The sequence below is a fragment of the Phyllobacterium bourgognense genome (genome assembly GCF_003337575.1).
In the GTDB taxonomy this organism is placed as follows: Bacteria; Pseudomonadota; Alphaproteobacteria; order Rhizobiales; family Rhizobiaceae; genus Phyllobacterium; species Phyllobacterium bourgognense.
On record NZ_QPJM01000023.1, the window covers coordinates 23243 to 48528 of the forward strand.

Below are 25286 nucleotides of genomic sequence, written 5' to 3' on the forward strand. Positions count from 1 at the left end.
GTGAGTTTGGGCGACGGTCAGCTACGAAAGTCACATAAGAGGATGTCAGAAGATCCTCCGTTGGTTCGGAGGTGTCTACATGGCTATCCCCGAATATCCTGGCGCGAAGCGCTTCAAGGGAATGCAACTTCACAAAGGACTATTGGACGGCCGACGAGTTCGTTGGCCAACATGTGATCATTGTCGGAGGCGGCATCTCTGCCGTTCAGACGCTCGATGATATCTCGCGTGTCACGTCAACCACGCGGGTGAACCCGTCGCGAGCCGCAGTTCCGGAACACGCCATTTGCGTCGGAGGACGGCCGGGCCACCATCGCCTTGGCCGCGGATCGCGTTCGCAAGGGCCTTCCCGTCCGGCTCGATCGTCTCGGTGACCGCCTGCCCGTCACGCCTGCGGCCCGCGACGAAAATGGGAAATGCGGCAACCAATCCGCGGATAAGAGCGTGACCAATGCTTCGTCCGAGATCTGATCGGGACGTCGATGTAAAGTCGGCGATACACCACTCTGCTTCTCATCCCCATGACAGTCATGAGAACGTACGACTTTGAGCAACTCTTGCTCCATCCCCGAGGCGCTTGAGGGCTTCGAGCAGGTCATCGACGAAGGTGAAGACGACGCGCATCCCGGCAAGGGAGAGGCGCGTGGCGCGGCCCAGTTGCGGGCGCGGGCACCCCACCGCCGTCCGTTGACGGCGGCGGTACGAGACTTGGGCCGGGCTGACATGATCTGCTCCTTCGGGGTCGCTTGTGCCGAAGCAAAATGTTCGTGGTCCTCCACCACCTAAGGTCGTCTCCAGGTTGCCAGATGCGCCGAAATAGCGAACGAAAGGCCATCGTGGGTAACGTAGCGAGCGAGAACCCTTTCCGCCTCCGCCAGGAGGCGATCAATTTGCGGCTCCGGCAGCACAACCCCCATGACGGGCAGCCAGCCCCTGAGTTCCGCCTCTACAAACTCGCGCATGTCGGGGAATCGCGCCGCGCCGCCACGACTCGTGATGTTGATCGGGTCGGCTCCGGCATCCTTGAACAAGGCGGCGAGCGCTTGCCTGTCGCCCAGCACAAAAGGCGCTCGAAGCGCGTCGCCGGCGCGCTTTCCGGCGACCTTGTCCAGCAGGTCCACGAGGGTAGCGAATGCGGGGGCGTTCTCGATGGCATCCCACACCGCAACCGCGCCCCTACCGCCAGGGACCATCACCCGGAGCATCTCCCTGATCGCCTTGTCGCGGTCTGAAAAAAACATCAGGCCGAACTGACATACAACGACATCAAACGAGCGATCCGGAAACGGCAGCGCCTCGGCCGCCCCATCGCGCCAGTCGATGCCGGGCGCGAGACTTCGCGCCACCGTCAGCATTCCAGCGTTTGGATCGAGCGCGGCGACGCGGCCAGATTGTCCGCTCCGCGTTGCCGCCTCGCGCGCCAGGACTCCGGTGCCGCAGGCAATGTCCAAGACGCGGTCGCCGCTCCCGATCTTGGCCGCATCTGCCACCACTGGGGCCCATTGCCGAAAGAGTGCCGGAACAAACAGCGCCTCGTAGGCATTCGCGGCGTCGATCAAGGTTTGCGAAATCGGAGCGGTCATTGTGTCGCCTCATCGTCTGGAGCGGCGCGCCGAACTATGCCGCGCGTCCGGCGGCGATCGCCTTTACTTATTTCCGAGACTAGCATATCTCCGCCGATCGCCCAATCGCCACTTGCGACCTCGTTGATGCTGACCCAGGTGACGCCGCAAATCATTCGGTGCAATCTCTCGCGGCCGACCGGAACGGATTTGAGACCGGACGTGCATAGGGCGTTTCAGAAAATGCGCGCTTCGACAAGCGCCTTATGATGGCAGTTTACACATCTGACGTTGAAACCTTTGGATCCGCAGTTGGCGTTGCCCGAAACAGTTTCACCACAGCAACGAAGAAAAACGCAATCACGCGGCAAGTTGTGATCCCATTTCGGCTATTTCGCGCGGTGATATGACGTTTCAAAGCTGACACCGTACCGGAGGCAGTTGGTTTAACTCCGATCTGGGACCAAGCCTTGCGACGTCTGCCGATCGTGTCGATCCCACCACCCGGCGAGCAAGGCCGGGGCGACAAGATAGAGCGCGGTGGCGATCGCCACGACGCCAGTGAACCCGACATGCATTGCAAGCAATGCGGCCAAGATCGCACTCAGCACCGACGCACAGCCATTGATTCCCCACGCCCAGGGAATAAAGGCCTCCGAGCGTGCGCCGACGTGGCCGAGGCCAAGGGGGAACGGCATGCCCATGAAGACGGCGAGCGGCGCTATGAGGAGGAGTGCGACCGCAATCTTCGCGGCATCCGGGAGTGCCAGCAGCCGTTCGAATACCAAGGGCAGTGCGAACAGGTAGCTGGTAGCCAGGAATGCGATCACCACGACAGCGAGGGCAATGCTGCGCACCGCTGATCCGCGACCGACCGCAGCCATCCAGCGTGCGGCTAGCGCGCTACCGAGCCCGGCGAAGGCAAGGAAACCTGCAAGCACGACAGCAACCGCGTATAACGGATGGCCGAGGAACAGCACGAAGCGCTGGATGAAGGCGATCTCGATGAGCAGGAAGGCCAGGCCCAAGGCAAGGAAATAGAGTCCGGCGCGCAGTCGGTGTACGGCTCTCGCGAATAAACGCCGGCCAAGCCAGAGCGGCAGCAGGATCAGGATGGCGCTGAGGATCGCGGCCTGGACGAGCGTCGCCACCAGGATCAGGTAGCCCCAGTCGAGCATCGCGGCTCCGCCTTGCGTGTGCAGCGTCAGGAGTTCGGGCAGGGCGCGCCAGCGGAAAAAGTCGAAGAAATAGGGCCGATTGTCCGTGGCCGGCGCAATATCAAACTTGTAGCGCTCGGTGAATTCGGCACGCTCAGGGCCAAGGAGGGCGACGGCTCCCTCGTAAAAATATTCCTGGTCGAGCTGGTTGTAGCGGTTCACGTCGCTCGCGGAAATACCCGGCGCCCAGGAGACGTCAAAGAAGTTCTCGGCCGCGAAGCCGCGAATGGCTGCGACGTCTTCGGCCGTGAATGGCGACTTGGCGACGAGCAGGGTTGCAGTGTTCCAGCTCCGGATCAGCGCCAGGTGCCGGCCTGGCTCGACCACACCCTCCGCTTCAAGCGCCACGGTAGCCGTGGCGAAAAGCTTGAGGATGTCGCGTGGCGGCACGCGCAGCCATCGCGTGGTGGCGATGACTCCATCCGGTCTCAGCACAGCCAGGTAATCCTGCAGTGCCTCCACGGTGTAGGTGTAGTTCTCATGCACGCTCTGCACGCCGGCCGCTGCGGCGCTGAAGGAATCAAGGAGCGGTATCTGGATAAGGTCGTAACGCTCGCGGGTAGTCGAAGCGAAGGCGCGCGCCTCGGCTAGATGTGAACGCACGTTCGGTCGGCTGAAGATGCCGCCGACGAAGTCGGCGAAGCGATGCCGAGCCAGGTCGATCATCTGCGAGTTGACCTCTACGGCAGCCACGGTATTGGCTCCCGCGCGCAGCGCCAGCAACACCTGCTCGCCACCCCCGGCACCGAGGATTAGCGTTCGCGGCCGCTCAAGGATGCGGAACGGGAGTGCTGCCGTTGTCCGGTCGAGATAAGCGACCGTCGCCGGATTGCCACCGTAGGCGGTGAAGGCCGTCATACTGTCACCATCGGTGAAGACGGCGAGTTGCGTGGGGGGCTCTTGGGTGTTGGCGAGGCTGAGGCCCGGTGCGTATCGGAAGGGGACGGTCGGGCTCTCGACGACCGTCAGTAGTCCGAGTGGGCTCGATCGCTCCTCGACCACCCGCGCGTTTGGCACTTCGAGAGCCAGGCGCAGGCCCTTGTACTGCGACATGTGCGGGCCAAGCGCCGTCAAGGACGGTGGTAGCCACACCGCGGTGACCGCGGCTGCAAGTCCGAGGCTGCCCACGGCGAGCCACCGATGGCGAGCCATGCCCGTCGCTGCGAGGGCCGCCGCCGCTAATCCCAGCGCTGCGACCAGGCGCAGCGCCGTAGAGGGAAAGACCAGGAACAGGAGTCCGACGGTGCCCAGCGCACCGATCCCCGCGCCGATAAGGTCGAAGGCATAGACGTGTCCGATCTGGCGAGGATAGCAGCTGAAGGCAAGGCCGATACAGGTTGCACCGAAAAAGAACGGCAGCATCAGCAGAAAATAGCTGGCTGCGAGCCAACCGAGTTGCCACGGATTCCAAACGACCTCTAGCGCGTTGAACGGCAGGCGTTCGGCGCCGGCGAAGCTGACAACCGCAGCAATGCCGAACAGTGCTGCCGACGCTGCGAAAGCGGCCGGGTATCGTTCCACCAGCGGGCGGCGGGCGAACGCAACGAATGTACCGCTCGCGCCGAAGCCCAGGAGCGCGATGCTTATGATCATATAGGCGAAATGATGCCACTGAATGATCGAAAAGAGCCGCATCAGCAGCACTTCGTGGGCAAGGATCGCAGCCGATATGAGGCTGACCGGCAGCAGGCGGCCCGATCTCATCGGACCCTGCCGCCCCTCAGCGGCACAAAGCTCACCGGCAGCAGCTGCCGGGTCGTGATGCTTCCGTCCCGCCGCTTCTCGACCAGCATGAGCAACTGGATCGCGAAGGGACCTCCCACAGGAACGACCATCCGGCCCCCCTTGGCGAGCTGTTCGACCAGAGGCGGCGGGATGTGGCTGGCAGCGGCTGTTACCACGATGCCGTCGAAAGGCGCGTGCGCAGGCCAGCCATAGTAGCCGTCGCCTACCTTCACTTCGACATTGTCAAAGCGAAGCTCCGCAAGCCGGGCGGCCGCCCTATGGCCCAGTTCCGGTATAATCTCAATGGAGTAAACCTTCGCCGCGAGCGGCGACAGGACGGCCGCCTGATAGCCCGAGCCAGTGCCGACCTCGAGGACAGTGTCGCCAGGCCCGACCTTGATCAGGTCGGTCATCAGCGCGACGATGAAGGGCTGTGAGATCGTCTGACCGAATCCGATCGGCAATGGCCGATCTCGATAGGCCGCGCCACGTTGCGCCTCGGGTACGAAAAGGTGGCGCGGCACATTGCCCATCGCCTTCAGCACTGCCGGATCGATACCCTGTGCCTCTACCGCTGACGGCGCTGAGCCGGCGTGCGATTTGATTGTTTCGATCATCGCCGCACGCTCGGCGAGGCGATCCTGCGCGGGCGCGGATGTCGAAACCACGGCGACAGCGATCGCGAGAGCAGCGGCGAGTAACGCTTGGCACTGGGCTAGTGGAGGCATGAACCCCTCTCCCGGCTAAGACACCGAGTATAGTGGCGGTGAAGGCAATTTTGAACAAAATTCGATCGGCGCTCGCCAATGATGGCTTCTATCAGAAATCGGCGTCAAGGATTGCGTTGCTGATGCAGATCCGCGCTAAGATGGGCGAAGAAATCGTGCCGACAGATGCTCGCGCAACGTGGCTTCGACATCGTGGCCGCTGACCGGCGCCCTTCTTGCCGCTGATAGATGGAGAGGTTCAAGGTCGCGGTTCGCAAGTGGTCACCGACACAATGTCACGGGGCGGGCAAGAGCGTTGCTATAGGAAGCCCGTTGGGTCATAGGTGAGTAAGGACCCTGCGGACGTGCATGTTGTCGTGAGCATCGCAAGGCTCCTGCTGACCTTGTCGCTGATGGCGGCCTTCAAATTCCAACGACACAAAAATAGCGAAGATCGACGCGGGTAGCGGTCTGTGCTCGAGTTTGATCTGCTATCATGGGCATGATTGGCCTCCAGAGCGTCTAGCGGCCTCACTTTGCCACGGTGCAGGCCGCGACTCATTCCTGATGGGATCTCAAGGCACAAGACTGAAGCGCCTGAGCCCTTGAAATATGGCTTTCTCTCACCATATAAGGTTGGTCGACAAGATTAGTCCGGCCATTTCTGCAGGCTCCGATTGAGCGCAGAACCTTTACCGCACCACTCAAAGTTTGAATGCTGACATTTACGCAGCATGCCTCTCCTTTGCTTGTATTCGACGGATTTTCAAAATGAACGGCTGCGGGCGATGCTGCGCGGCGAATGGATTCTAATATGCAAAATAATATCGAAATGAAACAAAGCGCGGTCAGCCCGCGTTCAATCGACCCCAAAATGCCGAACATGTTGCCGAGGAAAATCACGAGCCCGCGCCAAATGCTGGCGTCAGGATTCACACGCGAAGAAATGCGCCAGATCGTCGCCGAACAAATCGATTGAATATCCTGAATTTCAACCCTTGCGACGTCAAAGTCGCCACGTTCCAAAGGAGTGAGCCGCCAAGCGGCTCAAGACCGAATGAATACAAGCCAAACTGGATCAACGAAGCGGCCAGGCATAGCCCCGCTGCATTCTTCCCTCAATCAGAAGCCTCAACACAGCTATGAGCAATATCTTTTCCGCGCTCGCGACGAAGAGCGTGCCGGAAACAGAATAGAAGCAGAGAACTACTATCAACACGCCGAGCACTATTTCCGGACGATCAAATAGGTTGTCAGGACTTTGAATACCGGGCTCGGAAGTTCCAAAACAAGGACCACCCGCCAGGAACGCTGATTGAATAACGGACACAGGAAGAATTCCCAGGCCGAAGTGTCATCGACGCAGCTGAAATCGCATCAACAAAAGGAGCAGATTCCATGAATATTGTACCTGTGAAATGGGCCAAAAACCAAAAGCGTTTCGACGAGACGCTGCCCGACAATGATGATCATGTCACTGCGGCCCCACGGCCACCCTTACGCGTCATGCAGGAACAACGTGCTCGCGAGGCGGCAAAAGCTGTCGAGGAATACGCAGCCAGCGGACGCGCCACGCAAGCCAAGACTGAACGCCTGCGCGCACTTCGCCTGGCTAGAGAGGCCGCCAATGATTCATCGAAAATGTCGAAGACAAATCGTTAGGGCGTAGCCGTTCTCATCGATTGAGACCTGCGCAGGTCCCTCTTCGCCCGAATGTTTTTAGTCGTACGCATTGACCTGCTCCCGCCAAATTAGTCCATTCTCAACTGGAATTTTCCAATAATGCCCCCGGTGACGGGCTGATAGCATTCCAGCTTTCCCCTGACTCGTGCCTAGCCTGTTCCCGGTTACACGAATGTGCTGTTGGCTGATGGATCGACCTTAGAAGTCATCGTCCATACCTCGGGTGCCTGTCCTGATCGCTTGTTGGAGTCGAGTACGCCGATTGTCGACCGCAGCGACGCCGATTTGGAAAAAGTTAACCGTTTATTAACCACGGTTTGTTGCAATACGTAACATTGTGTGACTAATAAGGGATGACTTTGACCAGCGGCATTCAATCGCAACTTGGCAAACAGCAAGGCGAAAGCCGTTCACAGCGCAGATTCGGCGCCAGTACCGTGGCCTCCATGACGACGCTGTGGGGTTTGATGCGGGCGTACTGGCTGTCAGAGAAGTGGATGGAAGCCTGGCTCCTGACTGCCGCGATCGCGGTTTTGACAGCAGCTGGAAGCAAGGCCAGCGTCTGGATGGCGGAGGCTTCAGGCGAGCTTCTCAACTCGATCGTCAATATCCATGATCCTTTCAGCCAACGTCCCCTCGGTATCATTCTTACGAACGTGGGCCTTCTCATCCTGATCATGTTTGTGAAGGAGGCAGGTTTTGTCGGCTTGCGCCATCTATTTTCGACGACGCTGCAACGCAAGTGGCGCGGCTGGCTGAATTCTCGCTTCAACGATGCCCTCCTCGACGCCAATCATACGCATTATCACCTCCAGCAGGGGGAACGTGCGGAAATGCCTGACAATTTAGATCAGCGATTGCAAGAATCCATCAAAGGCATGACTGGCGGTGCAATCGGTCTCGCGATGGGGATTTTGGGCGTCGCGATGTCAATCATTTTCGTCGGGCAGAAGCTCATTGAGATGTCGACCGAAGTCAGCGGGCTTGAATTCCTCGGATCATATGGCAGCGCCATACTCGCTTTTGTGGCGATCGCTGTTTACGTCCCTCTCAGCACCTGGGTTGCACTGAGGATCGGCCGTATACTTGAAACGCTTACGCTGGAGATGCAGCAGACAGAGGGCAGTTACCGCAGCGAACTGACAACATTTCTTCGTCGCAGTTTCCAGGTGGCCGCTTCAAACGGCGAAAATGTGCAGCGTATCGCTAATACTCGCCTCTATTCAGGCATCGACAGAACTTGGTCCAAGTTGAACCGCTTTGATGCCGCATACATGTCATTCACGGCCGTCTATAACTTCTTCGCTGCTCGCGTGGTGGCTTATCTGCCCGGTCTGCTTCCTTATATGGGCAATACGATCAGCTTGAAGAGCTACATTACTGGAGCCGAGCTGGTCGGCTCAATGATCAACGAGTGCTCGTGGTTCATTCAGGTGATGCCCGCCATTGCCAATCTGAAGGCGAACGGAAGACGCGTCACTGAACTGGCACTAGCCGTTGAATCAGTCCAGCGGCCGAAGGATTTCTATCGGTCGAGCGGAATCAATGACTTCTCTTACGGCACACAGCACGAACTCTTCGGCATGACGGTGCGCAATCTCGAGCTCATGCATCGGTCGGATGCGGCGCAACCGTTCCTGTCTGTATCCCATCTGCATATCCACAAGGGTGAGTGGGTCTACCTCAGGGGTGAGTCAGGCTGCGGGAAAACATGCCTGCTGAAGGCGCTGAACGGGCTTTGGGGATACGGGCGGGGTGACATAATCTATCCCGAAAACGCAACGGCAATGTACGCGGCGCAGGAAGTGAAGCTCCCTACAGTGTCCCTCAAGCAGCTAATTTGTCTACCGGACAATGAAGCAGACTTTGGCGATCCCTCAGCAGCAGCGGCACTTCATCGCGCCGGGATGGGAGAATTCATCGAGAACCTCGAACGGGAGGACCGCGATGGCACTCCATGGGACCAGTTTCTGTCCGGCGGCCAAAAACAGAAACTCGTGCTTGCGAGAATCCTACTGCACAAGCCAAATATATTGTTCCTTGACGAGGCCACAGGTGCTCTCGATCCAGAATCCAAAATTGCATTCCATCAGGCCATCAAGGATCATTGCCAGGGTATCACGGTCATCAGTGTGATGCACGAGCAGGAAACACCGAAATCGGCTCGCGGATCCGAGTTTTATTCGCAGATGCTGGAAATCAGGAACGGACTTGCCGAACTCCACGACATTCAGCCGACGCCGGGACGGGTTGAGGTGCCGAACTTCGTGCGGCGAAGATATTCAATGGTCGCCGCTGAATAGCAAAAATCGCTGGGCAGTAGGTCGAATAAACCAGCGCATAGTTCGGAAGATTTGCCATGAGCAAGCTCAGCTGACCCAGTATTCGGGAACGGCTTGCGTTTAACAGACTGCAACCTCTGGGTCTGGCAATCATTTCGACGGGCCTGATGACATCGGCGATAGCCTACTGTGGAGCGGCAATTGGGTAACGGGCGTTTGCTGTCGTCTTCGGCCCTGGCAGCGGCCTTTTAAGCACTGCGCAGGGGACGCTTCTGCTGGCGCTGGTCGGCAGCATGGGTTACGGCGAGCGCGTTCCGTCTGCTTGCATCGTCCGAGCACCGTTTGTATCTGCCTTCACCATGCATCGGCTGGGCATCGGACCGTCCCTGCTGACTTGTGTCGCCATCGGGTCACCGGCAGCAACGGCGTTCGCGCCTATTGAACGGCAGCTGCGCATACGACTGAAGGAACTGTTTCGGCAACCGGGATGACGGTATCGCGAAGGGTTGCCTCGTCATTTGCCCGAATGTTTCACAAGGAACGCGAGAAGCCCGCAGTCACGACAGCGCTACGCTGATGGGTCGAAACGCGTCCCTGATCATAGTGGCCATACCATCAATAGCGGCGCTTTTTATGCGAGGATTGCGTCTGAGCACCACATTCGAGGAATCTATCTGGGGAAAGCCGTCTGCTTCCGTCAGGGCGCGGCAACCTGCCGGAATATTGCTGCTGGCAAGGGGCGCGATCGCCAGTCCCGAGACGGCTGCAATCTTGAGTCCGCCGCTCGTGTCGCAACTATAGGCCACGCGATAGTTGATTTTGGCTTTGTCCAAAGATCCGACAGCGAATTTCTTGCACCAGCTGGAGCGCTCATAGATCGCAACCGGGACGACGTCATTCTCATGGACGCAGTGCACTTCCGAGGTCACCCAGACCGTCGGATCAACAAAAAGCACCTCCCCGGTCGTCGGCTGCTCCTGATCGAAAATCACCGCAAGATCGAGTTCGTCCGCGTCGATGGCCGCCAACTGTGCGGCGGAATATCCACATTTCACAGTCACTTCGACATGCGGGTGCTGGCTGGCGAAGGCTGCCAACGCGCGCGGCAGTACAGTGTAGCCATACTCTTCCGGTATACCAATCCGGACAGGACCGCCGAGCGGTTTCGCCCGTATCGCGGCGGCCGCCTCGTCCAGCAAGCCGATGATCCTGTTGGCGCTGACGAGCAGGAGCTTTCCCTGTGGCGTCAACGCCACGCCGCGTGAGCCTCGCTCGAAAAGGCTCTCACCCAAGGTCTCTTCGAGCTTCTTGATCTGAATGCTGACCGCGGATTGTGTTCTGCCGACTTGTTCTGCAGCGCGGGTGACATTCCCGGCAGCAGCCACGGCCACAAACGTACGCAGCAGTTCACTGTCCAATGGCAGATTCACAAGGATGCCTCGATAAAAATTTCAAATGGCAGCCATGATTTCTATTCGTTTGTTAAATGTCAAGCTGTGGCGAATCCTGTGTCTCGATCCAGGAGCGCCAAATGCACAACGACCGACATCGTGTGATACAATTCTTCAGAGTGTGGCGGGCCGCCAGACGTGAACGGCAGTTGTTATTGGAGATCTTGAGCAAGCCAAACGATCGACTGCTCGTCGACGCCGGCATCACCAGGGAGGATGCAGTCCGAATAGTCCGCGGTGATTTGAGGATGCCTCTCTGATGGCATTCGTCCGTCCCGCAGTGCATTTCCCAATGCACGCACAGCAGTTGGTTTGATTTTCGACACCATTGAGCGGCATACCACACTGACAAATCCCGGAGACCGATCATGGCAGCACAACACGTCCACGAAATCGATGCGGCGATAAAGGAACTCATTTCGTCCCGCCGGCAGGAAATCCTGCAGATTGCCCAAAACGGGGCAAACCCGGGTCCGTTGAAGAACGTGGTGGAGATACAGACGGCGATCGATGCCTTGTATCGCGCACGCGAACAGGAGAGTACGTGACGGCTATGCGACTTCGGCTGCGAAAGGTGGAACCGGTGCGTTAGGAATTCATCGGGATGTTGGGCCTCAATGCCTCACGGTGCGAGCTTGCTGCGGGGAAAGTCCTTGAGATTTGCTGTGACGATCAAGCCGCCCGCCCCTTGATGGCCGCCGCCAGAACGTGGCGATCATCAGGATCCGGCACCTAAAGAGTGCCAATGAGTTGATCAAAATCTGCAACAAGCGCGTCGCGCACATGGGCGTTCATCAGGTGGCGGGTCCGCTCGAGCCGTTCTCTGGTCAGATCGTCCCTGCTTGTGAGCAAAGCGTTGATCCATTCATCATGACTGTGTTCGACCATTTGGCGCGATACAGGTCAGAAACAGCAAGTTCCAAAAGCAGTCGCGCAGGGGAGCCGGATAGAGAACCTTGACCGCTTGTCGACCTGCCATACCCAAGCGGCCCGCAGCAGCGGCATGTTGTCCATGGCTGTTACAGTTACGTACTTGTGTTTCCCTACATGCTGTCGGCACAGTTTGGCCCAAATCAAATTGGCAGCAGCGGTCCTCGATCGCAAGGGGATGTCAATATGGCCAAGAAAGCTCCGGTTATTTACCGCGCGCTCTGGAAAGCCACTGCTGCATTTCGCTCTCATTGGCTCGGTAGTATTTGGCGGCTACCATTGGCTCCACGGCTTTCCGAAGAACGACGATCAAGTCGAACCGATACACGTCGGCGAAGGCGACCTGAAGGGCAATCTAACCAAATCCATATTATTCCGTCTTTTCAATGAATTAGGTAGCATCTAGTGGTCTTTGCTACCTAATTTCCGCAAAAGTGGCATCAACGTTCGTTTAAAGATGCTGGAAAATGCGTATTCGGATTGAACCTGACGGTCTACAACTCCTCTGTAATCGCGCCATAGACCCAAGTGATACTGCCGCAGCGATGTTCCCTGTCGGCTCGGCGTCTGTTTGCATGGCATCGCGCGTCAGCGTCCTGCTTCCCTCACCACTCGCCTTCCCTTACAATCCCTTCCCGACACAGGGGAGTTCTGCCATGAGCGAAGACGCCTTCAACATTTCGATCCGCAAGTTCCTGAAGGAAGTCGGCGTCACCTCACAGCGCAAGATCGAGGAGACGGTGCGTGAAAGGCAGATCAGCGGCAAGAAGCTGAAGGTCCGCATGACGCTGACGGCGGAAGGCACGGGCCTCACCCACGTGGTGGAGGGCGAGATCGAACTTCCGTAGGCTTGGCGAAGCAATCAAGCGCGTCGACGCGGGCGAAGCAAAGAGGCGGCGTTTACCGCTGGTGCAGTTTGGAGCTTTCTGAGCTAGACGATCCGGGTACCGCGGGTAACCAGAACGTTCCAACAGATCCATCAGACCAGCTATGGATGGAGTTGTCATGAGGAAGGCTGTCGTTAGGGTTGTCTGTGCCATCGGCCAAGCGGGGCAGCTCGGCCTCAAAGGCGGCCTTCCATGGGAAAGCGACCGGTCGCCGGAGTTCGTCGCTGACATTGCACGGTTCTTCGACCTCACGAGAGGAAACGTCTTGCTCGCCGGCCCCAAGACGATCGCGAGCGTTCCGGATTTTGCTCGGGCGGACCGGGAACTTGTCGTCGTTCGCTCCAGCATGGATCCCGAGGACACACTCAGGCGCTTTGCCGGCCGTGTCGTCTTCATCGGCGGCGGCCCACCGGTCTGGGACGCCTACGCACGCTTCGTCAGCCACTGGGATGTCACGCGGCTGCCCTATGACGGGCCGGCGGACCGCTGGTTCGATGCAAGATGGCTTACGGGAGGTGGCGAAGTTACCAGAAATCACCGCGACCAATGAAGACCCGGCTCGTATCGATCTGGGATTATTTCCTATTTCTCTATGAAACGAACAACGGCGTGTCACCAGCATCAGGGGGCACATTTCACCCTGGAGTTCACACGATAAGCCGTTTCTCCTCTTCTATAAGATCAAACATTTTCAAGAATCGAGCATCGCCGCGATTTGGTCCGTCGACCCGAACACTGCGCGATACCACGTCGAAAAGGTCGACACCTCCCTGCCCTCATGCGAAGTTGGCAGCGAGGACAGCTTATAGGTATTGTTGGGTTTGATACGACGTGGCCTCAAGAGGTTGGCGATGAAACCGGAGAAACCCTCGATCTACATAACTGGAGCATCGTGTTCAGGAGTGACAACGCTAGGCAGTGCCCTTGCTGCAGCGTTGGGAGTCCGCCATGTGGATTGTGATGACTTCTATTGGTACCCGACCAATCCCCCGTTCTCGACTAAGCGTCCCCCTGCCGATCGCGTCCGCCTGATCGAAGAAGCGCTAGGCGAGGATGGCTGGGTGCTGTCCGGATCATTCGACGGATGGGGAGATACTTTAATCGAGAACGTCAATCTGATTGTATTTGTGTACACTCCGACGCCAATTCGGATGGAACGGCTATTGGGGCGGGAACATGAACGATACGGAAACCGAATATTACAATCGGGCGATATGTACGAAATCCATACAGCGTTTGCCGCTTGGGCTGCTCAATATGACAAACCGGATTTTCCGGGACGGAATTTGGCGCGGCACGAGGCGTGGTTGGAGACACAAATTGCACCTGTACTACATCTTGATGGAACCAAAGCGCCTTGGATTCTCGTCTCCCAAGTTCTCGCCGATCTGCCAGATCCAATTGAGACGCTGGGAGGAAGTCCACTAGCTTCGCCGAGGGGATAACATCCATCGTGTCCTTCATCGCACTTCGCACGGCGATCTTCGCGCCCTCGATTCTATCGTCGTCGGTTGAACCTCTATTTTAATGCGAGGTTTCCGTATTGGCCTTTGGACCGCGCCGAGCATAATTCCCGCTTCACGGCAACATGAACAAAATGCCACATTTTCCTGACAATATTCCTGCTGAAACAAGGTTGAGTGACGATGAAGCGCAAGTTAAAATCCCCGGAGAGCCCCTTAGACAAACACACTGTGGAAGAGCTGCAATTTCAGGAGCGTCTGATTATCAAGTACATGAAGGAGGGCATGACGCGCGAGGAAGCGGCAATGCAAGCGCTCGCCGATTTGCGGGAGAAAATGGATCGGCGCTGAAATGGTTTATTGTGACCGATTTGCTGAACCTATGCTAGGATAGCTTCCAACAATGAGCTTCCTAGGAGCAGCCGATGGGAAAATCAGGAACAATCTTATTGACGTTGGCTTTAGCCGCAATGTTGGCGTCCGGTTCGGCCAGCATATCGATGGCGCACGGTAAAAGTCATGGCGCTCACAGCTACCAGGGATATAGCATTAGCGGACTTTGGCGTGCGAATGGTTATTGGTATCCACAATTTAAAGACTGCTATTTCCCGTACCGTTACGATTTGCCCGTCTATTGCGACGAATCCACCCAACGCTTTTCGAAGCGGAACGAGTGGCGACGGGCCCCAAAGTTTATCAGAAAATAAAGGTAGAGCGACTGGCTCTGCAGTTCACCAGCAAGTGTCCCAATGCGGTCATACGGCAGAAGACCCGTGGTTTCGGTATCCGCTACAATCACCCGCTTTTTGCGCGTGTGGACGCTGGATCCATCCATAAGATCCTGTGATGGATCGCTATTGGACAAAGCGGCCAATCGACGCTTTGAAGGCTACCACAATCGACTTTCTGCCGCTTGGAAGAACCGTCTATGCTACACAAGAATCCTCGTGCTTTCTCTGAACTGGCACCACGCAATATCCTCTGCCCGTAGTCCGTAGCCTCCATCGCTCCATGTAACACTATGGGAAGCGTTTGGCGGGAAGCCAAATGCGCTGAAGAACACCACCGACGATGAACCTCCCGATATAGGAGGTAGACTGCAGCGGAACGCCGTCACTGGCACACTTGTCTGAATACTCTGACGGACATCGTTGCCGCCTGCTTCAAACAACGTGACGACCCTCGCAGCTTATCAGCTTCGTCTACGGAAGATCGCCACCGTCAAGGCCGATCACATGTCCACTCAGATACGAACTTTGATTGCCAGCGAGAAACAGCACCAACGCTGCAACTTCATCCGGCGTACCCACCCGGCGCATCGGATAGGGTGCAACCAGCTGTTCGGTTGTAACATTCCAGTCCCGGCGTACCCGCTCAAGCATCGGGCTCTCGATCGGACCTGGCGCGATTGCATTGATACGGACGTTGCGGCCATACTCCTGTGCGGCGGCGCGTGTCATGTGAATGACAGCGGCTTTCGAGGCACCATAGGCAACAATATTAGGGAAAGCATGGCGACCGCCAATGGACGCCATGTTGATCATGGCTCCCTTCGAGCGCACCAGATGCGGCATCTCGTATTTCATTGAGACAAAGACTCCGCGCAGATTCGTCGCGATCTGGTCGTCGAAACCGGCGATGTCCGTATCGGCGATTGACGCTGGCGGCAAATCGATCCCTGCATTGTTGAAGGCGACGTCGATACCGCCATAGCGTTCGACCACGTCAGAAACGAAACGCTCCACCTGCCCGGCGTCGCGCACGTCCGATCTAAGGTAGACGGCGTCGCCGCCCGCTGCGCGTATCTCTGCTTCCACCTGGCGACCGAGTGCCTCGCGTCTTCCATTAAAGCTGACCCGAGCGCCCGCGCGGGCGAAAGCCGCTACCGTCGCGGCTCCAATGCCGGAAGTGGCACCCGTGACGATTACCACCTTGCCTGCCAACGCGCCCGGTGTCTCCGCGGCTGCCGACGCTGATGTTACGAAATTCTGCCCGGCTAGTGTGCCTGCGGCTAGTATGCCCGCCAGAACCTGCCGCCGCGGAACCGCTGTCGTTTCCTCAGATCTGTTTGTCATGACTTGGTTCCTCCACAATATGTCTGCGAGAGAGTAACCCAAGCGATTACCTGGAAAAATCGCGGGTGGCTTTGTGCACTATTTAGTATAGATTTATAATCGTATGAGCATGATACCTGACCCTTTCTCCGGTCTGGCCGCCTTCCTCGCCGTAGCGGAAACACGCGGATTCACGGCGGCCTCCGCACGGCTGGGCGTTTCCCCTGCAGCCGTAAGCCAGGCAGTAAAGGCACTCGAAGCGAAGCTCGGCACACCCTTGTTTGTTCGTACAACGCGCCGGGTCGGTTTGACCGAGGCTGGCGCGAACCTGTTGTCGCGTGTGGCACCTGCAGTTGCCGACATCGCGGGAGCCATCGAGACGGCAGGAGCCATGGGGGATGAACCTTCAGGTTTCCTGCGCCTCACGGTACCCCGCATGGCGGTGCCACTTATCATTGATCGCGTGGTGCCGGCCTTCCGGCACGCGCATCCAAGAATTACAGTCGAAGTCGCTGTGGAGGATGCGACGGTCGACTTGCTGGGACTTGGTTTCGATGCAGGCATCCGGATCGGCGAATATGTCGAACGCGACATGGTGGGAGTCAGGCTCTCGCGCGATATCGTTTGGTCTGTCGTTGCCGCCCCCTCCTACCTGGCTGCCCGCGGCTGCCCGGCAACCCCCGAAGACCTGACCCGTCATGAGGCTATCCGATATCGCTTCCCGGCCTCCGGCGCTCTCTATCGATGGGAGTTCGAACGCGGCGGGCGCCCTCTTTCGGTCGATCCTCCGGGAAAGCTCATCGTCAATGATGGCGCGCTGCTTGTCTCTTTCGCAAAGGCTGGGCTCGGCCTTTCATATGTTGCCGACATCGCCGTGGAACAGGAGCAGCGTGCTGGACTGCTTGTCCGCGTGCTTGAGTCCTACCTGCCCACCACGCCGGGGCTCTTCCTCTATTTTCCGCAACGCGCTCAGGCGCAGCCGAAGCTGCGCGCCTTCATCGATGTCACCAGAAAGCTGATACGGCTTCGCCGGATCGAGGCCAAATCCCACCATGCCGCCACAGGTAAGCTGAAAGGCTAGCGGCGTCTTCGCTTGGCTCGCAGTCAAAAGTCCAGTGCCGACCAGTATGGCGCCTGCCAGCACCACGGGGCGCCGTCCTGCCGACACCCGGACAATCAGCAAGGGCCTAACGAACCGGAGGAATATCTGTATCTTGCAAACGAGCCGGATCGCCACACTCGGGGTCCGAACGAGTAATATCAGGAGTGGGTGCGTCCGCTGCTTGATCACCTGGGCGATGGTGAGACGCCAGTCGTACTTCGCGTGCCAGGGAACCGAGCTGCCCCTTTGGACGGGCTGGATCTACAGCACCCAGATCTGTCGTATCCCCGAAAGAGCTGAACCATGACATTAGTCACCGTCATCGTCCTAGCGGTCCCGGGAGCGACTCCGCCTGCGTTCGCGTTGGCGATCACGGCTCCAACCCTCAATATATACTCGACGCTTAACGTAGCGTTCGCAATAGCCGTCTTCGCAATACGTTTTGACAACACGCTCGCGTACCACGCCGTTGTTGGATGAGCTATTCGAGCTTGTATTCGATGATTGGCTTCCCGCATAAGCCGTGCCGGTGACCAAGGCAGCTGCGACAGCTAACAGGACAATCTCGATACGCATCGCCTCTCTCCTATGCTGACTACTGCATTAAGCTGTCGAGACTGAACCGTCGATGAATGCGACGCTGCAACGACCGAAGTCTGCAACAAGATCGTTGGGTCGTGGTGTCCGCTCTGCGAAACTTTCGGCAATGACGTAACGAATAACGTTGGCTGGCACCGAACAATGATCCATGGTTGTCTCCACCCAAGACCTGTAATTCTGGACTTTGACGAACCTGCGGGTGGACATGCTGTTGTGAGCACCACAAAACTCCTGCTGACCTTGTCGCTGATGACGGCCTTCGCCTACGTGTCGCTCGTCGGCCTGATGTATCTTGCACAGCGCGTCCTCCTCTATCCCGGCGCCAGCGCGACACTTGCTCCAGAGCACGCGAACTGGGGCGAAAACGTATCCATCAGCACGCCTGACGGAGAGACGCTTCATGGTCTCTACAGCCAGGGCGAATCCGGCAAGCCGTCGGTGCTGTTCTTTCTCGGAAACGCTGACCGGGTCGGTAACTACGGCTTCCTCGCCCAGCCCCTGGCCGCGCGAGGTATTGGCCTGCTCGCGATCTCTTATCGCGGCTATCCGGGATCAACCGGCTCGCCGAGCGAGCATGGGCTACTGACCGATGGCATTGCTGCCTTCGATTGGCTGTCGCTACGGTGCGAATGCGAGATCGTTGTGCTGGGCCAGTCGCTGGGCAGCGGCGTTGCCGTCAACACAGCCGGCCAAAGGCCTGCCGTCGCCGTCATTCTGGTGTCCGCCTACCTGTCGGTCCTGTCACTCGCCCAGACGCATTACCCATTTGTTCCGGTCGCACTTCTTCTCAAGGATCCCTTCCGCTCGGACCTCAAGATAGCGAAGGTGAGGCAACCGAAGCTATTCATCCACGGCCGGCATGACGAGATCATCCCGCTGTATTCGGGCGAGGCGCTATATCGTACCGCTCCCGAGCCCAAGCAGATGCTCATTTACAAAAGCTCGGGTCACAACGATGTTTGGGATGATCGCATGGTTAACGACGTCATTCGCTTTCTGGAGGCGCGGAACCGAGACGCCACCTAGACCCGTCAAGCAGCGGAAATCGGCGAGCGCGGCATCCAGGATGCCCCCGAAGCAGTGAACGAACAAGTCATGTCCATTCCGCAGGATGCAAATGGCCAAGCTCAAGGAGCGAACGATTTTGGCCCTCAACAAGCTTGTCGGAAGCGGCTGCAAGCCACGCGCGCCGCCGCTTGGGACTCGAACGGTGGTAAGCTCGCCTGGAGTGGCGACAAGGGAGCCGCAGTACTCCCTGCCCTTGCTTTGCCGTGACCATCAAGAATGTTAATACATGATGGCAGGGAACTGGCAGGTGGACGGGAGCGGATGCCACAAGGCAACCCTCTCAGTTGCGGGACCACAACAGCAGGCAGTAGAAAGTTACGATCTGCGGAAGCTTGTTCAATCAAGAAGTGCAAGAAACCGTTCATTTGAAAATGCCGATAAGAGGGAATTATCAGGCATTTTTAATTGCAGCGAAAATGTCTACGATCTTGACACGATGCTGTTTGATAAACGCAAATGGCCCTAGGCTTCAAGGAAGCTTTTTCTACCTCGACCTGCTAAAGACCTATATATGACTACGCCTGTTCCTTCATCTGATGGTGACGACTATGCCTCTCTCCTTGCCGAACTCAAGGATAGGATCCGAACAGCTCGCCTGAAGGCGGCCGTCGCTGTCAACCGAGAACTTATCTTTCTCTATTGGAGCATCGGCCGCGAGATATTGGCCCGACAGACCAGCGAGGGATGGGGGGGCCCGTGTGATCGATCGGCTCGCTGCGGATCTTCGTCGCGATTTTCCTGAGATGACGGGCCTTTCGCCTCGAAACCTCAAATATATGCGTGCCTTTGCGGAGGCATTTCCCGATGAGGAGATCGTGCAACAACTTGTTGCACGATTGCCTTGGGGTCATAACGTCAAACTCATTGAGGCTTTGAAGAGTCCTGAAGAGCGGCTTTGGTAGCCAGCATCACATTGAAGTTGGTGGCCAGGACTACTATCTCGATCTCCTGTTTTATCATTTGCGGTTGCGCTGTTTCGTCGTTGTCGAGCTCAAGATCGAGGAATTCAAGCCGGAATTGGCGGGCAAAATGAATCTTTATCTTTCCGCGGTCGATGATCAAATCCGGCACGAGTCGGACGCTCCGAGCATCGGGATTATTTTGTGTAAAGGCAAGAATGAGGTTATTGTCGAATACGCGCTTCGCGGTTCAACGAAGCCCATGGGCGTTGCGGAATATAGGCTCTCTGGTCTCCTACCCGAGCCGTTGCGAGGAGAGCTTCCGACTGAAGCTGAGCTTTCTCGCGAATTCCCCCTGATGTCGCTCGTCAAATTGCGCATCGAAGTGGAGCGCGAGATCCGCTTGCTCATCAACGGTCAGAGCGAGGGCGATCGTCCGCGAGTTATTGGATCGATGCTAGTGGAATTGCAGCGCCTTGGCTTATCTCCCCAAAGCACAGACCGTTTCCAAGCCGCCCTTCAAATCATGAACCGCGCAGCCCACGGGATTGAAGTGAACGACGTCGATGCATCCGAAGCGGCTGAGATCGCCGCCGCCTTCCTGGCCGAGCTTCGGACGATGCGTAAGAGAAATCGGTCGTAACGCTCGTATTCCGATAGAATCACCTTATCTTTTGCAAGCGAGCCCGATACGCCACCTAGAGTTCCAGTCGAGCGATTATGCGATTTTCGGGCGCACGAAACAGGAACAAAACGTCCTTGAGGACCTTCCCCTGTGAATTCACAGAGTGAACAACTAAAGAATGCGCCCTCCCACTTAGGCAGGCACTTTCCGCCGCAAGTGGCTGACCCTTAGCCATACTGCCGAAACGAGGAAATAGAAGGCGCCGAGGCCGGCATACCCTGCAATATTGGCAATGGAGGGCGGTTCGGGCATCCGCGCCTGAGCAATGAAGAATGCGCCCGCCACAGCGGATTGGCCGCCGCTGAGGACCATCGCCCACTGGCCGCCATTTGTCCTCCACCGGCGAAGGGCCGTGCCAAGCTGCAAGAGGCCCGAGAAGATGGCCCAGAGACCAAAAGCGCTCAGAACCCAATTCATGCTCATTGAGAGCGCAACAACGACGGCGACCGACATGACGGAACTGACGGCGACATTGATTGCCTGTGTTCGGTTGTTGCCCAGCCCGCCACTGCGCGATGCATCGACGAAATTGGCGGCGGCATCCCAGGCAGGGTAGATGATCAGCAAGGCGGCGGCGATGGAAGCCGATTGCTGGCCGATAGTCAACGCAGCTGCGACCCAGACGGCAGAAAACCCTGCTCGCGTGAAATAGTATCGCGTCAGCCATTGCTCCTTCTCGCGAGAAGCGACAGTAGTTTGGTAATGAGTCATATAGATATCTTTCCTGTTGTTGGGTGGGGTCATGAAAACGGCCGCTCAACACACGCTGACGCCGACGTAAAGGATGCCGTTGACAAGTAGGAGCCTTTCGAACCAGTGGGGCGGCCGAACTGACGGCGGCGGCGGCTCACATGGGCGGAACCACGCCATTCTTGCCGACAAGGACTTGGTGGGCGATGGTGCCGGTTGCAGCCTTCTCGGCAGGTACGAAGACGATGGCGCCGGGAATGAGATCATCCTTGGTCGCCGGAGCAAAGGTCACGACAGGCGTGCCGTCCGGTATGGAGATCTTCTTTTCCTTGCCGTGATAGGAAACGGTGACCATCCGGCCGTCGACGTCCTTGACTGCGTTTGCCACAGTAGCATTGGTCATGCTGCTGTTAGGTTTAAGGTCCCAACCATAGCTGCCCTCACCTGCACCTTTCAGTGCCGGCGGGAAGATGAGCACTTCAAGCGCGCCGTCACCACCGCCTTCTTTCGGCAGAGATGCGATGCCAACGAAGTCGCCGGGCTTGATGTCAGTGACCTTTGCGTTTGCCACGCTGGCAAGTTTCCAGTCATCGGCAAGAGCGACATCGACGGTCTCTCCGTCGCGCGTCTTCACCTTCAGCGTAGACGCGCTGTAGCTGACGATGCTGCCCCTGACGTGAACTTGCTCGGCCTTATCTTCGGCATGTACAGGCGACGCCGGAATAGCCATCGCCACGATACCGGATAGCCCCAGCACGAGAGCGGGGAGAATGTTCTTCATCATTTTTACCTTCCTACTGATTGGTAGTTTGACTAGCTAGAGTTGTCACTCCGGACGGTTTAATTGCCCGAAGCTTTATTGGGCGACGGTCGGAGACAGTCGCTGCAAGGTGGGCGCCAGAATGGCGGGGAACACTTCCGGCGTTCCGTAGGCCCGCGCTGAAAGCATGGCTCCGTGGACAGACGCCATGAATGCCTCAGCCTCGACCCGAGGTTGGCTTGACAGACTTAAAGCCCCCTCCCTGGAGCCTCGTTCCATGACCGAGGTCAGCCATGTCGAGAGAAAGCGAAAAAAAGCCTTCACCTCCCCCGCGATTTCCGGCGGCAAAGCTGGCAACTCACTTGCAAGCAGAGCGCACACGCAAAAGGGCCTGCTTGCATCCTCAATGCATTTGGCCCAGTGGCCCGCATAGGTTTTGAGGAGTTCGAGTGGGTCCGGCGCGTCTTGCTCCAGAGCCGCTATACCCACCTCGGCATCTTGACGATAGCGTATCACTAGCGTGCGGACCAAATCGACCTTGCTCGGAAAATGGTGATGGATGCTGGCCTTGCGAATGCCGACGACCTTCGCAATATCGGCATAGCTGAAGCCGTTATATCCTCCGCTCGTGATCAGTGTTCGCGCGGAAGCCAGGATTTCGTCGGATGTCGTCAAAACACTGTTCATCCCTCTGTCTACCTTCTGATAGGGAGGCTGTCAAGCATAAAGCAGCTCCCGCGACACCCCGCGGTCGAGACGCTGACAGACTTCTATGCCTCGATCTCCTGCTGGAGGGCTTAATTCTATCCGACACAAATCTTGCGTTCTCCGATTTGATAGCCGATCTGGATCCGCAGGAATATTCAGGCAGCGCTCTCAAATCCGTGGAAAAATTCTTTCTCAACAGGGGCTGCAACTAACCGGTAGCAGATTACGGAAGCTTCTTTGATCGTCCGCTTGGGGCCGGAAGCGGTGATTCGCGTTGACACCGCCAACGGGCCGGGCATGAAATGCGTGATGATCAGCCCAACTCGCCTTATCGTTGTTGTTGCATTCAGCCGAGTAGACAATGGGCAGCTTGTGCCTGCCTATGATCCGATGCAGTTTGATACCCCGGAAGATGCCACTCGAATGGCGCGCTATCTCGCCGTAGAATGCGCCGGCGTCTTGGCGTGGGTTCGCGATGCACAGCCTGAGGCGGGAGGCTACGGGCCTCCGACGATCCTGTTTCAATCCGGCGACGTCCCGGAACTGGAGTAGCCATCAAGCGATCAAGATGACATGGGAAGCAAACATTCAAAACCTCGTCAAAATTGGCGCGGTCAAAATCACCCGGCGCGATGAAGCGGTCATTGACCAGCGCCTGGCAGACGCCGAGGCATACTTATCGGACGCTCGAATTGTTGCGACCACTCAATCCCGCTTCTTGCTGGCCGTTGAAGGTGTGCGCCAGGCAAGTCTTGCCATCGCAAACCATGCCGGGATCAAAGTTATTCCCAACGCCCAGCACAAGGTTGACGTGTCGCAGCTCGCTGCAATGATTACCCAGCTTGAAACCGTCGTTCCGGGTGCAGCAAAAACCTTGGGAGATTTCCGCAATATCCGCATACAACGCAAGAGCGTGTCGCCTGCCCCATCAATCTCGCCGGAGCAGGCTGCCAAGGCAGTGGATATTCTAAAACAGCTTCTCACCCGTGCCCGAATTCTCACAAGTGTCTGAAACATCCGCAAAACCTTGGCACGGTAAGCCTCTTCGGCACAGTCAACCAGAATCATTAAATTTGTAATGGCTCGCGTAGCTGAAGATTCAGGGACGGCAGTTATGCTTCGTAAAAAGTGGAGAATGTAATGGCTTGACCAGGAACATCATTCGGCAAACGAGTCCGGACGGAAGCAGTGTCGAGACCGTCGCCAGCCATTCAGTCCAGCACGTTTCAGCAGTAGCTGCTGTTGTTCACATCGCTCGTCAACGAACATCCGATGCGCCCGTCACTCTATCGCAAAACTCGCGCATGTTCATGAACTGTCGCACGTAGGTCCAGTTTGAGCCACGGGCCGTTAAAGACCGCAGACCGTCGGCCACCTGTCTTCAGTGAAGGGTTGGTTCAGCCTCGATGTGTTGCGGTGCCGACAGGAACGGATCCAGATCATCATCGCGATAGAGGCGCGGAACGTTCTTGTTGCCGCGGCTCCATGGAATTAGATCACGTACGCTCATGATCTCGTCTCCTTTCGTGTTTCTCCTCTTTCTATGCCAGAGGCGCCCAGTTCCGTTTGGAACGGGCACCTGCTGGGCTGCTCACTTGCCGATCAGGCGGCGACGCTGCCTTCGACCCGCTTGCGCGCAGGTTTTGTGCCGGGATCGGCATTGATGGCGATGCGGCGTGGCTTCATCTCCTCGGGAACTTCCTTCTTGAGATCGACCACAAGCAGACCGTTTTCCAGTCGCGCACTGGTAACGCTCACATGGTCAGCCAGTTCAAAGCGGTGCGTGAACGGCCGCAGGGCCAGGCCGTGATGGAGATATTGTACTTCCTCGCCGTTGGGCTTCGCGCCATTGACCACAAGCATATTCGGCTCGTGCGTGATCGATAGCTCGACTTCGGCAAAGCCGGCCACAGCGATGACAATACGGTAGCTGTCTTGACCGAGCTTGACGATATCATAAGGCGGCCACTTCTCGCTGGCTTGCAGATGACCGGCGTTTTCGAGCAGGTGGAAAATCCGGTCGAAGCCGATGCTCGACCGGTAGAAGGGGGAAAAATCCACATTGCTTCTCATAGCTATATCCTCCTTTAGAGCAACATAGGTACGAGGGCGCGCCAAGAAGCTGGCGCTCCCTGACATTGCCGGCCCAACTGTGGCAGCCGACAACCAAAATTTGGGTATCGTCTTTCCCGGCGTCAAGGGAGAGAAACAGCGTCTTTTGCATCCACTCGATGATTCCAGAGAGGGAACGCTCCGGGCTAGCGGACGTTATTTTTCCGTCCTTTGGATGATCGCCAATGGGCTACCTGCTTCAGTTGATTGTCACCATCAGGGAGGATCGATCCGTGATCATAACACGTGGCGAAGTCATCGCCGTTCTCGGACCCGTCGACGAAACGTTGGTGGCAGAGATAATGGCAACCGGGGCGTCGCTCAGTGAACTGAGGGAGGCATTCGCATGGATAAACTCCGATGAGGCGCTGATGAACGAAGGTCGACCACTTCCGGGAACCCGCGTCGCTGCCCTCATCGATCTGATCGAGCCTGAGGAAGATGAGGATTTGGGATTGTAAGCCGGATACCGCGCCAAGTCGCGATGCAGCACGATGCCTTGGCGCCTGATTTCGGACACGTCCCGGGTCCAGCTGAGTTGACGCCAGCACCAATCTTGAATGACAGGAGGCCGATATAATGGATTTACAAATGACCGAGCTGATCGCCTTTATCGCCGCATTGATCATGGTCGGCCAATGCTTTTCGCAAAGGTGGCACTGAGCGCTGCGCTGTCGCCGACGAAGCGCGTGAAAACTGCA

The 25286-nt window shown here is 57.4% G+C and carries 29 protein-coding genes; 17 read left to right on the forward strand and 12 right to left on the reverse strand.

All coding sequences use genetic code 11. The features are described from left to right. Positions 1 to 546 precede the first annotated feature (546 nt). The gene (locus C7476_RS24655; protein WP_114432580.1) at positions 547 to 786 is read left to right on the forward strand and encodes a hypothetical protein; all 240 of its coding nucleotides are present in this window, start codon (positions 547 to 549) and stop codon (positions 784 to 786) included. Here the strand turns inward: C7476_RS24655 and C7476_RS24660 are convergent. The 4 genes from C7476_RS24660 to C7476_RS27925 form a co-directional block, all read right to left on the reverse strand. After that, a complete protein-coding gene (locus C7476_RS24660; protein WP_114432581.1) occupies positions 783 to 1583 on the reverse strand; it encodes a methyltransferase domain-containing protein in 801 nt (266 codons plus the stop codon). The genes C7476_RS24655 and C7476_RS24660 overlap by 4 nt on opposite strands. A 425-nt stretch (positions 1584 to 2008) precedes the next feature. After that, on the reverse strand, positions 2009 to 4483 hold the full coding sequence (locus tag C7476_RS24665; RefSeq protein WP_114432582.1) for a polyamine aminopropyltransferase: 2475 nt from the start codon (positions 4481 to 4483) through the stop codon (positions 2009 to 2011). Continuing rightward, a complete protein-coding gene (locus C7476_RS24670; RefSeq protein ID WP_114432583.1) occupies positions 4480 to 5232 on the reverse strand; it encodes a protein-L-isoaspartate(D-aspartate) O-methyltransferase in 753 nt (250 codons plus the stop codon). The genes C7476_RS24665 and C7476_RS24670 overlap by 4 nt, the downstream gene beginning before the upstream one ends. Positions 5233 to 5769: 537 nt before the next feature. Further along, a complete protein-coding gene (locus C7476_RS27925) occupies positions 5770 to 6237 on the reverse strand; it encodes a hypothetical protein (protein WP_147274728.1) in 468 nt (155 codons plus the stop codon). Positions 6238 to 6268: 31 nt separating this feature from the next. Between C7476_RS27925 and C7476_RS29185 the strand changes: the two genes are divergently transcribed. The 3 genes from C7476_RS29185 (at position 6269) to C7476_RS24685 (ending at position 9197) form a co-directional block, all read left to right on the forward strand. Further along, complete coding sequence (locus C7476_RS29185) at positions 6269 to 6460, forward strand: DUF4167 domain-containing protein (RefSeq protein WP_114432584.1); 192 nt, start codon at positions 6269 to 6271, stop codon at positions 6458 to 6460. A 149-nt stretch (positions 6461 to 6609) separates the two neighbouring features. Beyond that, positions 6610 to 6873, forward strand: a complete 264-nt coding sequence (locus C7476_RS24680; RefSeq protein ID WP_114432585.1) for a hypothetical protein — start codon at positions 6610 to 6612, stop codon at positions 6871 to 6873. A gap of 374 nt (positions 6874 to 7247) precedes the next feature. After that, positions 7248 to 9197 carry an ABC transporter ATP-binding protein/permease gene (locus C7476_RS24685; RefSeq protein ID WP_425374025.1) on the forward strand — a complete coding sequence of 650 codons (1950 nt, stop codon included), beginning with the start codon at positions 7248 to 7250 and terminating at the stop codon, positions 9195 to 9197. A gap of 536 nt (positions 9198 to 9733) precedes the next feature. On the opposite strand, the gene C7476_RS24695 is transcribed toward C7476_RS24685, so the two are convergent. After that, complete coding sequence (locus tag C7476_RS24695; protein WP_114432587.1) at positions 9734 to 10606, reverse strand: LysR family transcriptional regulator; 873 nt, start codon at positions 10604 to 10606, stop codon at positions 9734 to 9736. A gap of 389 nt (positions 10607 to 10995) precedes the next feature. Between C7476_RS24695 and C7476_RS24705 the strand changes: the two genes are divergently transcribed. From C7476_RS24705 to C7476_RS28385, 5 genes are all read left to right on the forward strand, one after another. After that, entirely contained in the window at positions 10996 to 11175 is a 180-nt protein-coding gene (locus tag C7476_RS24705; RefSeq protein ID WP_114432589.1) for a hypothetical protein, read from the forward strand. Between the two features lie 1038 nt (positions 11176 to 12213). Beyond that, the gene (locus tag C7476_RS24715) at positions 12214 to 12405 is read left to right on the forward strand and encodes a DUF6494 family protein (RefSeq protein ID WP_114432591.1); all 192 of its coding nucleotides are present in this window, start codon (positions 12214 to 12216) and stop codon (positions 12403 to 12405) included. A gap of 157 nt (positions 12406 to 12562) precedes the next feature. After that, positions 12563 to 12994, forward strand: coding sequence for a thymidylate synthase family protein (locus tag C7476_RS24720; RefSeq protein ID WP_114432606.1), 432 nt, complete (start codon positions 12563 to 12565; stop codon positions 12992 to 12994). 301 nt (positions 12995 to 13295) lie between these two features. Beyond that, on the forward strand, positions 13296 to 13889 hold the full coding sequence (locus C7476_RS24725) for an ATP-binding protein (RefSeq protein WP_114432592.1): 594 nt from the start codon (positions 13296 to 13298) through the stop codon (positions 13887 to 13889). Positions 13890 to 14090: 201 nt separating this feature from the next. Then, positions 14091 to 14258, forward strand: coding sequence for a hypothetical protein (locus C7476_RS28385; protein WP_181872594.1), 168 nt, complete (start codon positions 14091 to 14093; stop codon positions 14256 to 14258). Between the two features lie 851 nt (positions 14259 to 15109). Here the strand turns inward: C7476_RS28385 and C7476_RS24735 are convergent. After that, positions 15110 to 15982 (reverse strand): SDR family NAD(P)-dependent oxidoreductase, encoded by an 873-nt coding sequence (locus tag C7476_RS24735; protein WP_114432594.1) that lies wholly within the window; start codon positions 15980 to 15982, stop codon positions 15110 to 15112. A gap of 103 nt (positions 15983 to 16085) precedes the next feature. Here C7476_RS24735 and C7476_RS24740 point away from each other — a divergent pair, with 103 nt between their 5' ends. Continuing rightward, positions 16086 to 17042 (forward strand): LysR family transcriptional regulator, encoded by a 957-nt coding sequence (locus tag C7476_RS24740; protein ID WP_245426548.1) that lies wholly within the window; start codon positions 16086 to 16088, stop codon positions 17040 to 17042. Between the two features lie 624 nt (positions 17043 to 17666). Here the strand turns inward: C7476_RS24740 and C7476_RS28390 are convergent. Further along, positions 17667 to 17813, reverse strand: coding sequence for a hypothetical protein (locus C7476_RS28390; protein WP_181872595.1), 147 nt, complete (start codon positions 17811 to 17813; stop codon positions 17667 to 17669). Between the two features lie 63 nt (positions 17814 to 17876). Here C7476_RS28390 and C7476_RS24750 point away from each other — a divergent pair, with 63 nt between their 5' ends. The 4 genes from C7476_RS24750 to C7476_RS28935 all read left to right on the forward strand — a co-directional run bounded on the left by C7476_RS24750 (position 17877) and on the right by C7476_RS28935 (position 20273). After that, the gene (locus tag C7476_RS24750) at positions 17877 to 18689 is read left to right on the forward strand and encodes an alpha/beta hydrolase (protein WP_181872596.1); all 813 of its coding nucleotides are present in this window, start codon (positions 17877 to 17879) and stop codon (positions 18687 to 18689) included. A gap of 553 nt (positions 18690 to 19242) precedes the next feature. Beyond that, positions 19243 to 19473 carry a DUF1016 N-terminal domain-containing protein gene (locus C7476_RS29560; RefSeq protein ID WP_425374026.1) on the forward strand — a complete coding sequence of 77 codons (231 nt, stop codon included), beginning with the start codon at positions 19243 to 19245 and terminating at the stop codon, positions 19471 to 19473. Further along, the gene (locus C7476_RS28930; RefSeq protein ID WP_425374028.1) at positions 19370 to 19633 is read left to right on the forward strand and encodes a DUF1016 N-terminal domain-containing protein; all 264 of its coding nucleotides are present in this window, start codon (positions 19370 to 19372) and stop codon (positions 19631 to 19633) included. Before C7476_RS29560 ends, C7476_RS28930 begins: the two co-directional genes overlap by 104 nt. 46 nt (positions 19634 to 19679) lie before the next feature. Beyond that, on the forward strand, positions 19680 to 20273 hold the full coding sequence (locus C7476_RS28935; RefSeq protein ID WP_245426558.1) for a PDDEXK nuclease domain-containing protein: 594 nt from the start codon (positions 19680 to 19682) through the stop codon (positions 20271 to 20273). Between the two features lie 174 nt (positions 20274 to 20447). Here C7476_RS28935 and C7476_RS24765 read toward each other — a convergent pair whose 3' ends face one another. The 3 genes from C7476_RS24765 to C7476_RS24775 all read right to left on the reverse strand — a co-directional run bounded on the left by C7476_RS24765 (position 20448) and on the right by C7476_RS24775 (position 22452). After that, positions 20448 to 21026 carry a DUF308 domain-containing protein gene (locus tag C7476_RS24765; protein WP_114432597.1) on the reverse strand — a complete coding sequence of 193 codons (579 nt, stop codon included), beginning with the start codon at positions 21024 to 21026 and terminating at the stop codon, positions 20448 to 20450. A 136-nt stretch (positions 21027 to 21162) separates the two neighbouring features. After that, entirely contained in the window at positions 21163 to 21789 is a 627-nt protein-coding gene (locus tag C7476_RS24770) for a hypothetical protein (RefSeq protein ID WP_114432598.1), read from the reverse strand. A 72-nt stretch (positions 21790 to 21861) separates the two neighbouring features. Further along, the gene (locus C7476_RS24775) at positions 21862 to 22452 is read right to left on the reverse strand and encodes a TetR/AcrR family transcriptional regulator (RefSeq protein ID WP_114432599.1); all 591 of its coding nucleotides are present in this window, start codon (positions 22450 to 22452) and stop codon (positions 21862 to 21864) included. A gap of 258 nt (positions 22453 to 22710) precedes the next feature. Between C7476_RS24775 and C7476_RS24780 the strand changes: the two genes are divergently transcribed. Continuing rightward, a complete protein-coding gene (locus tag C7476_RS24780) occupies positions 22711 to 23025 on the forward strand; it encodes a hypothetical protein (protein ID WP_245426550.1) in 315 nt (104 codons plus the stop codon). Positions 23026 to 23041: 16 nt separating this feature from the next. Then, entirely contained in the window at positions 23042 to 23485 is a 444-nt protein-coding gene (locus tag C7476_RS24785) for a hypothetical protein (RefSeq protein WP_114432600.1), read from the forward strand. A gap of 369 nt (positions 23486 to 23854) precedes the next feature. Here the strand turns inward: C7476_RS24785 and C7476_RS24790 are convergent, their stop codons facing one another. Next, a complete protein-coding gene (locus C7476_RS24790; protein ID WP_425374027.1) occupies positions 23855 to 23983 on the reverse strand; it encodes a hypothetical protein in 129 nt (42 codons plus the stop codon). Between the two features lie 92 nt (positions 23984 to 24075). After that, a complete protein-coding gene (locus C7476_RS24795) occupies positions 24076 to 24546 on the reverse strand; it encodes an Hsp20 family protein (RefSeq protein ID WP_114432601.1) in 471 nt (156 codons plus the stop codon). A gap of 224 nt (positions 24547 to 24770) precedes the next feature. Here C7476_RS24795 and C7476_RS24800 point away from each other — a divergent pair, with 224 nt between their 5' ends. Then, a complete protein-coding gene (locus C7476_RS24800; protein ID WP_245426552.1) occupies positions 24771 to 25046 on the forward strand; it encodes a hypothetical protein in 276 nt (91 codons plus the stop codon). Positions 25047 to 25286: the final 240 nt, after the last annotated feature.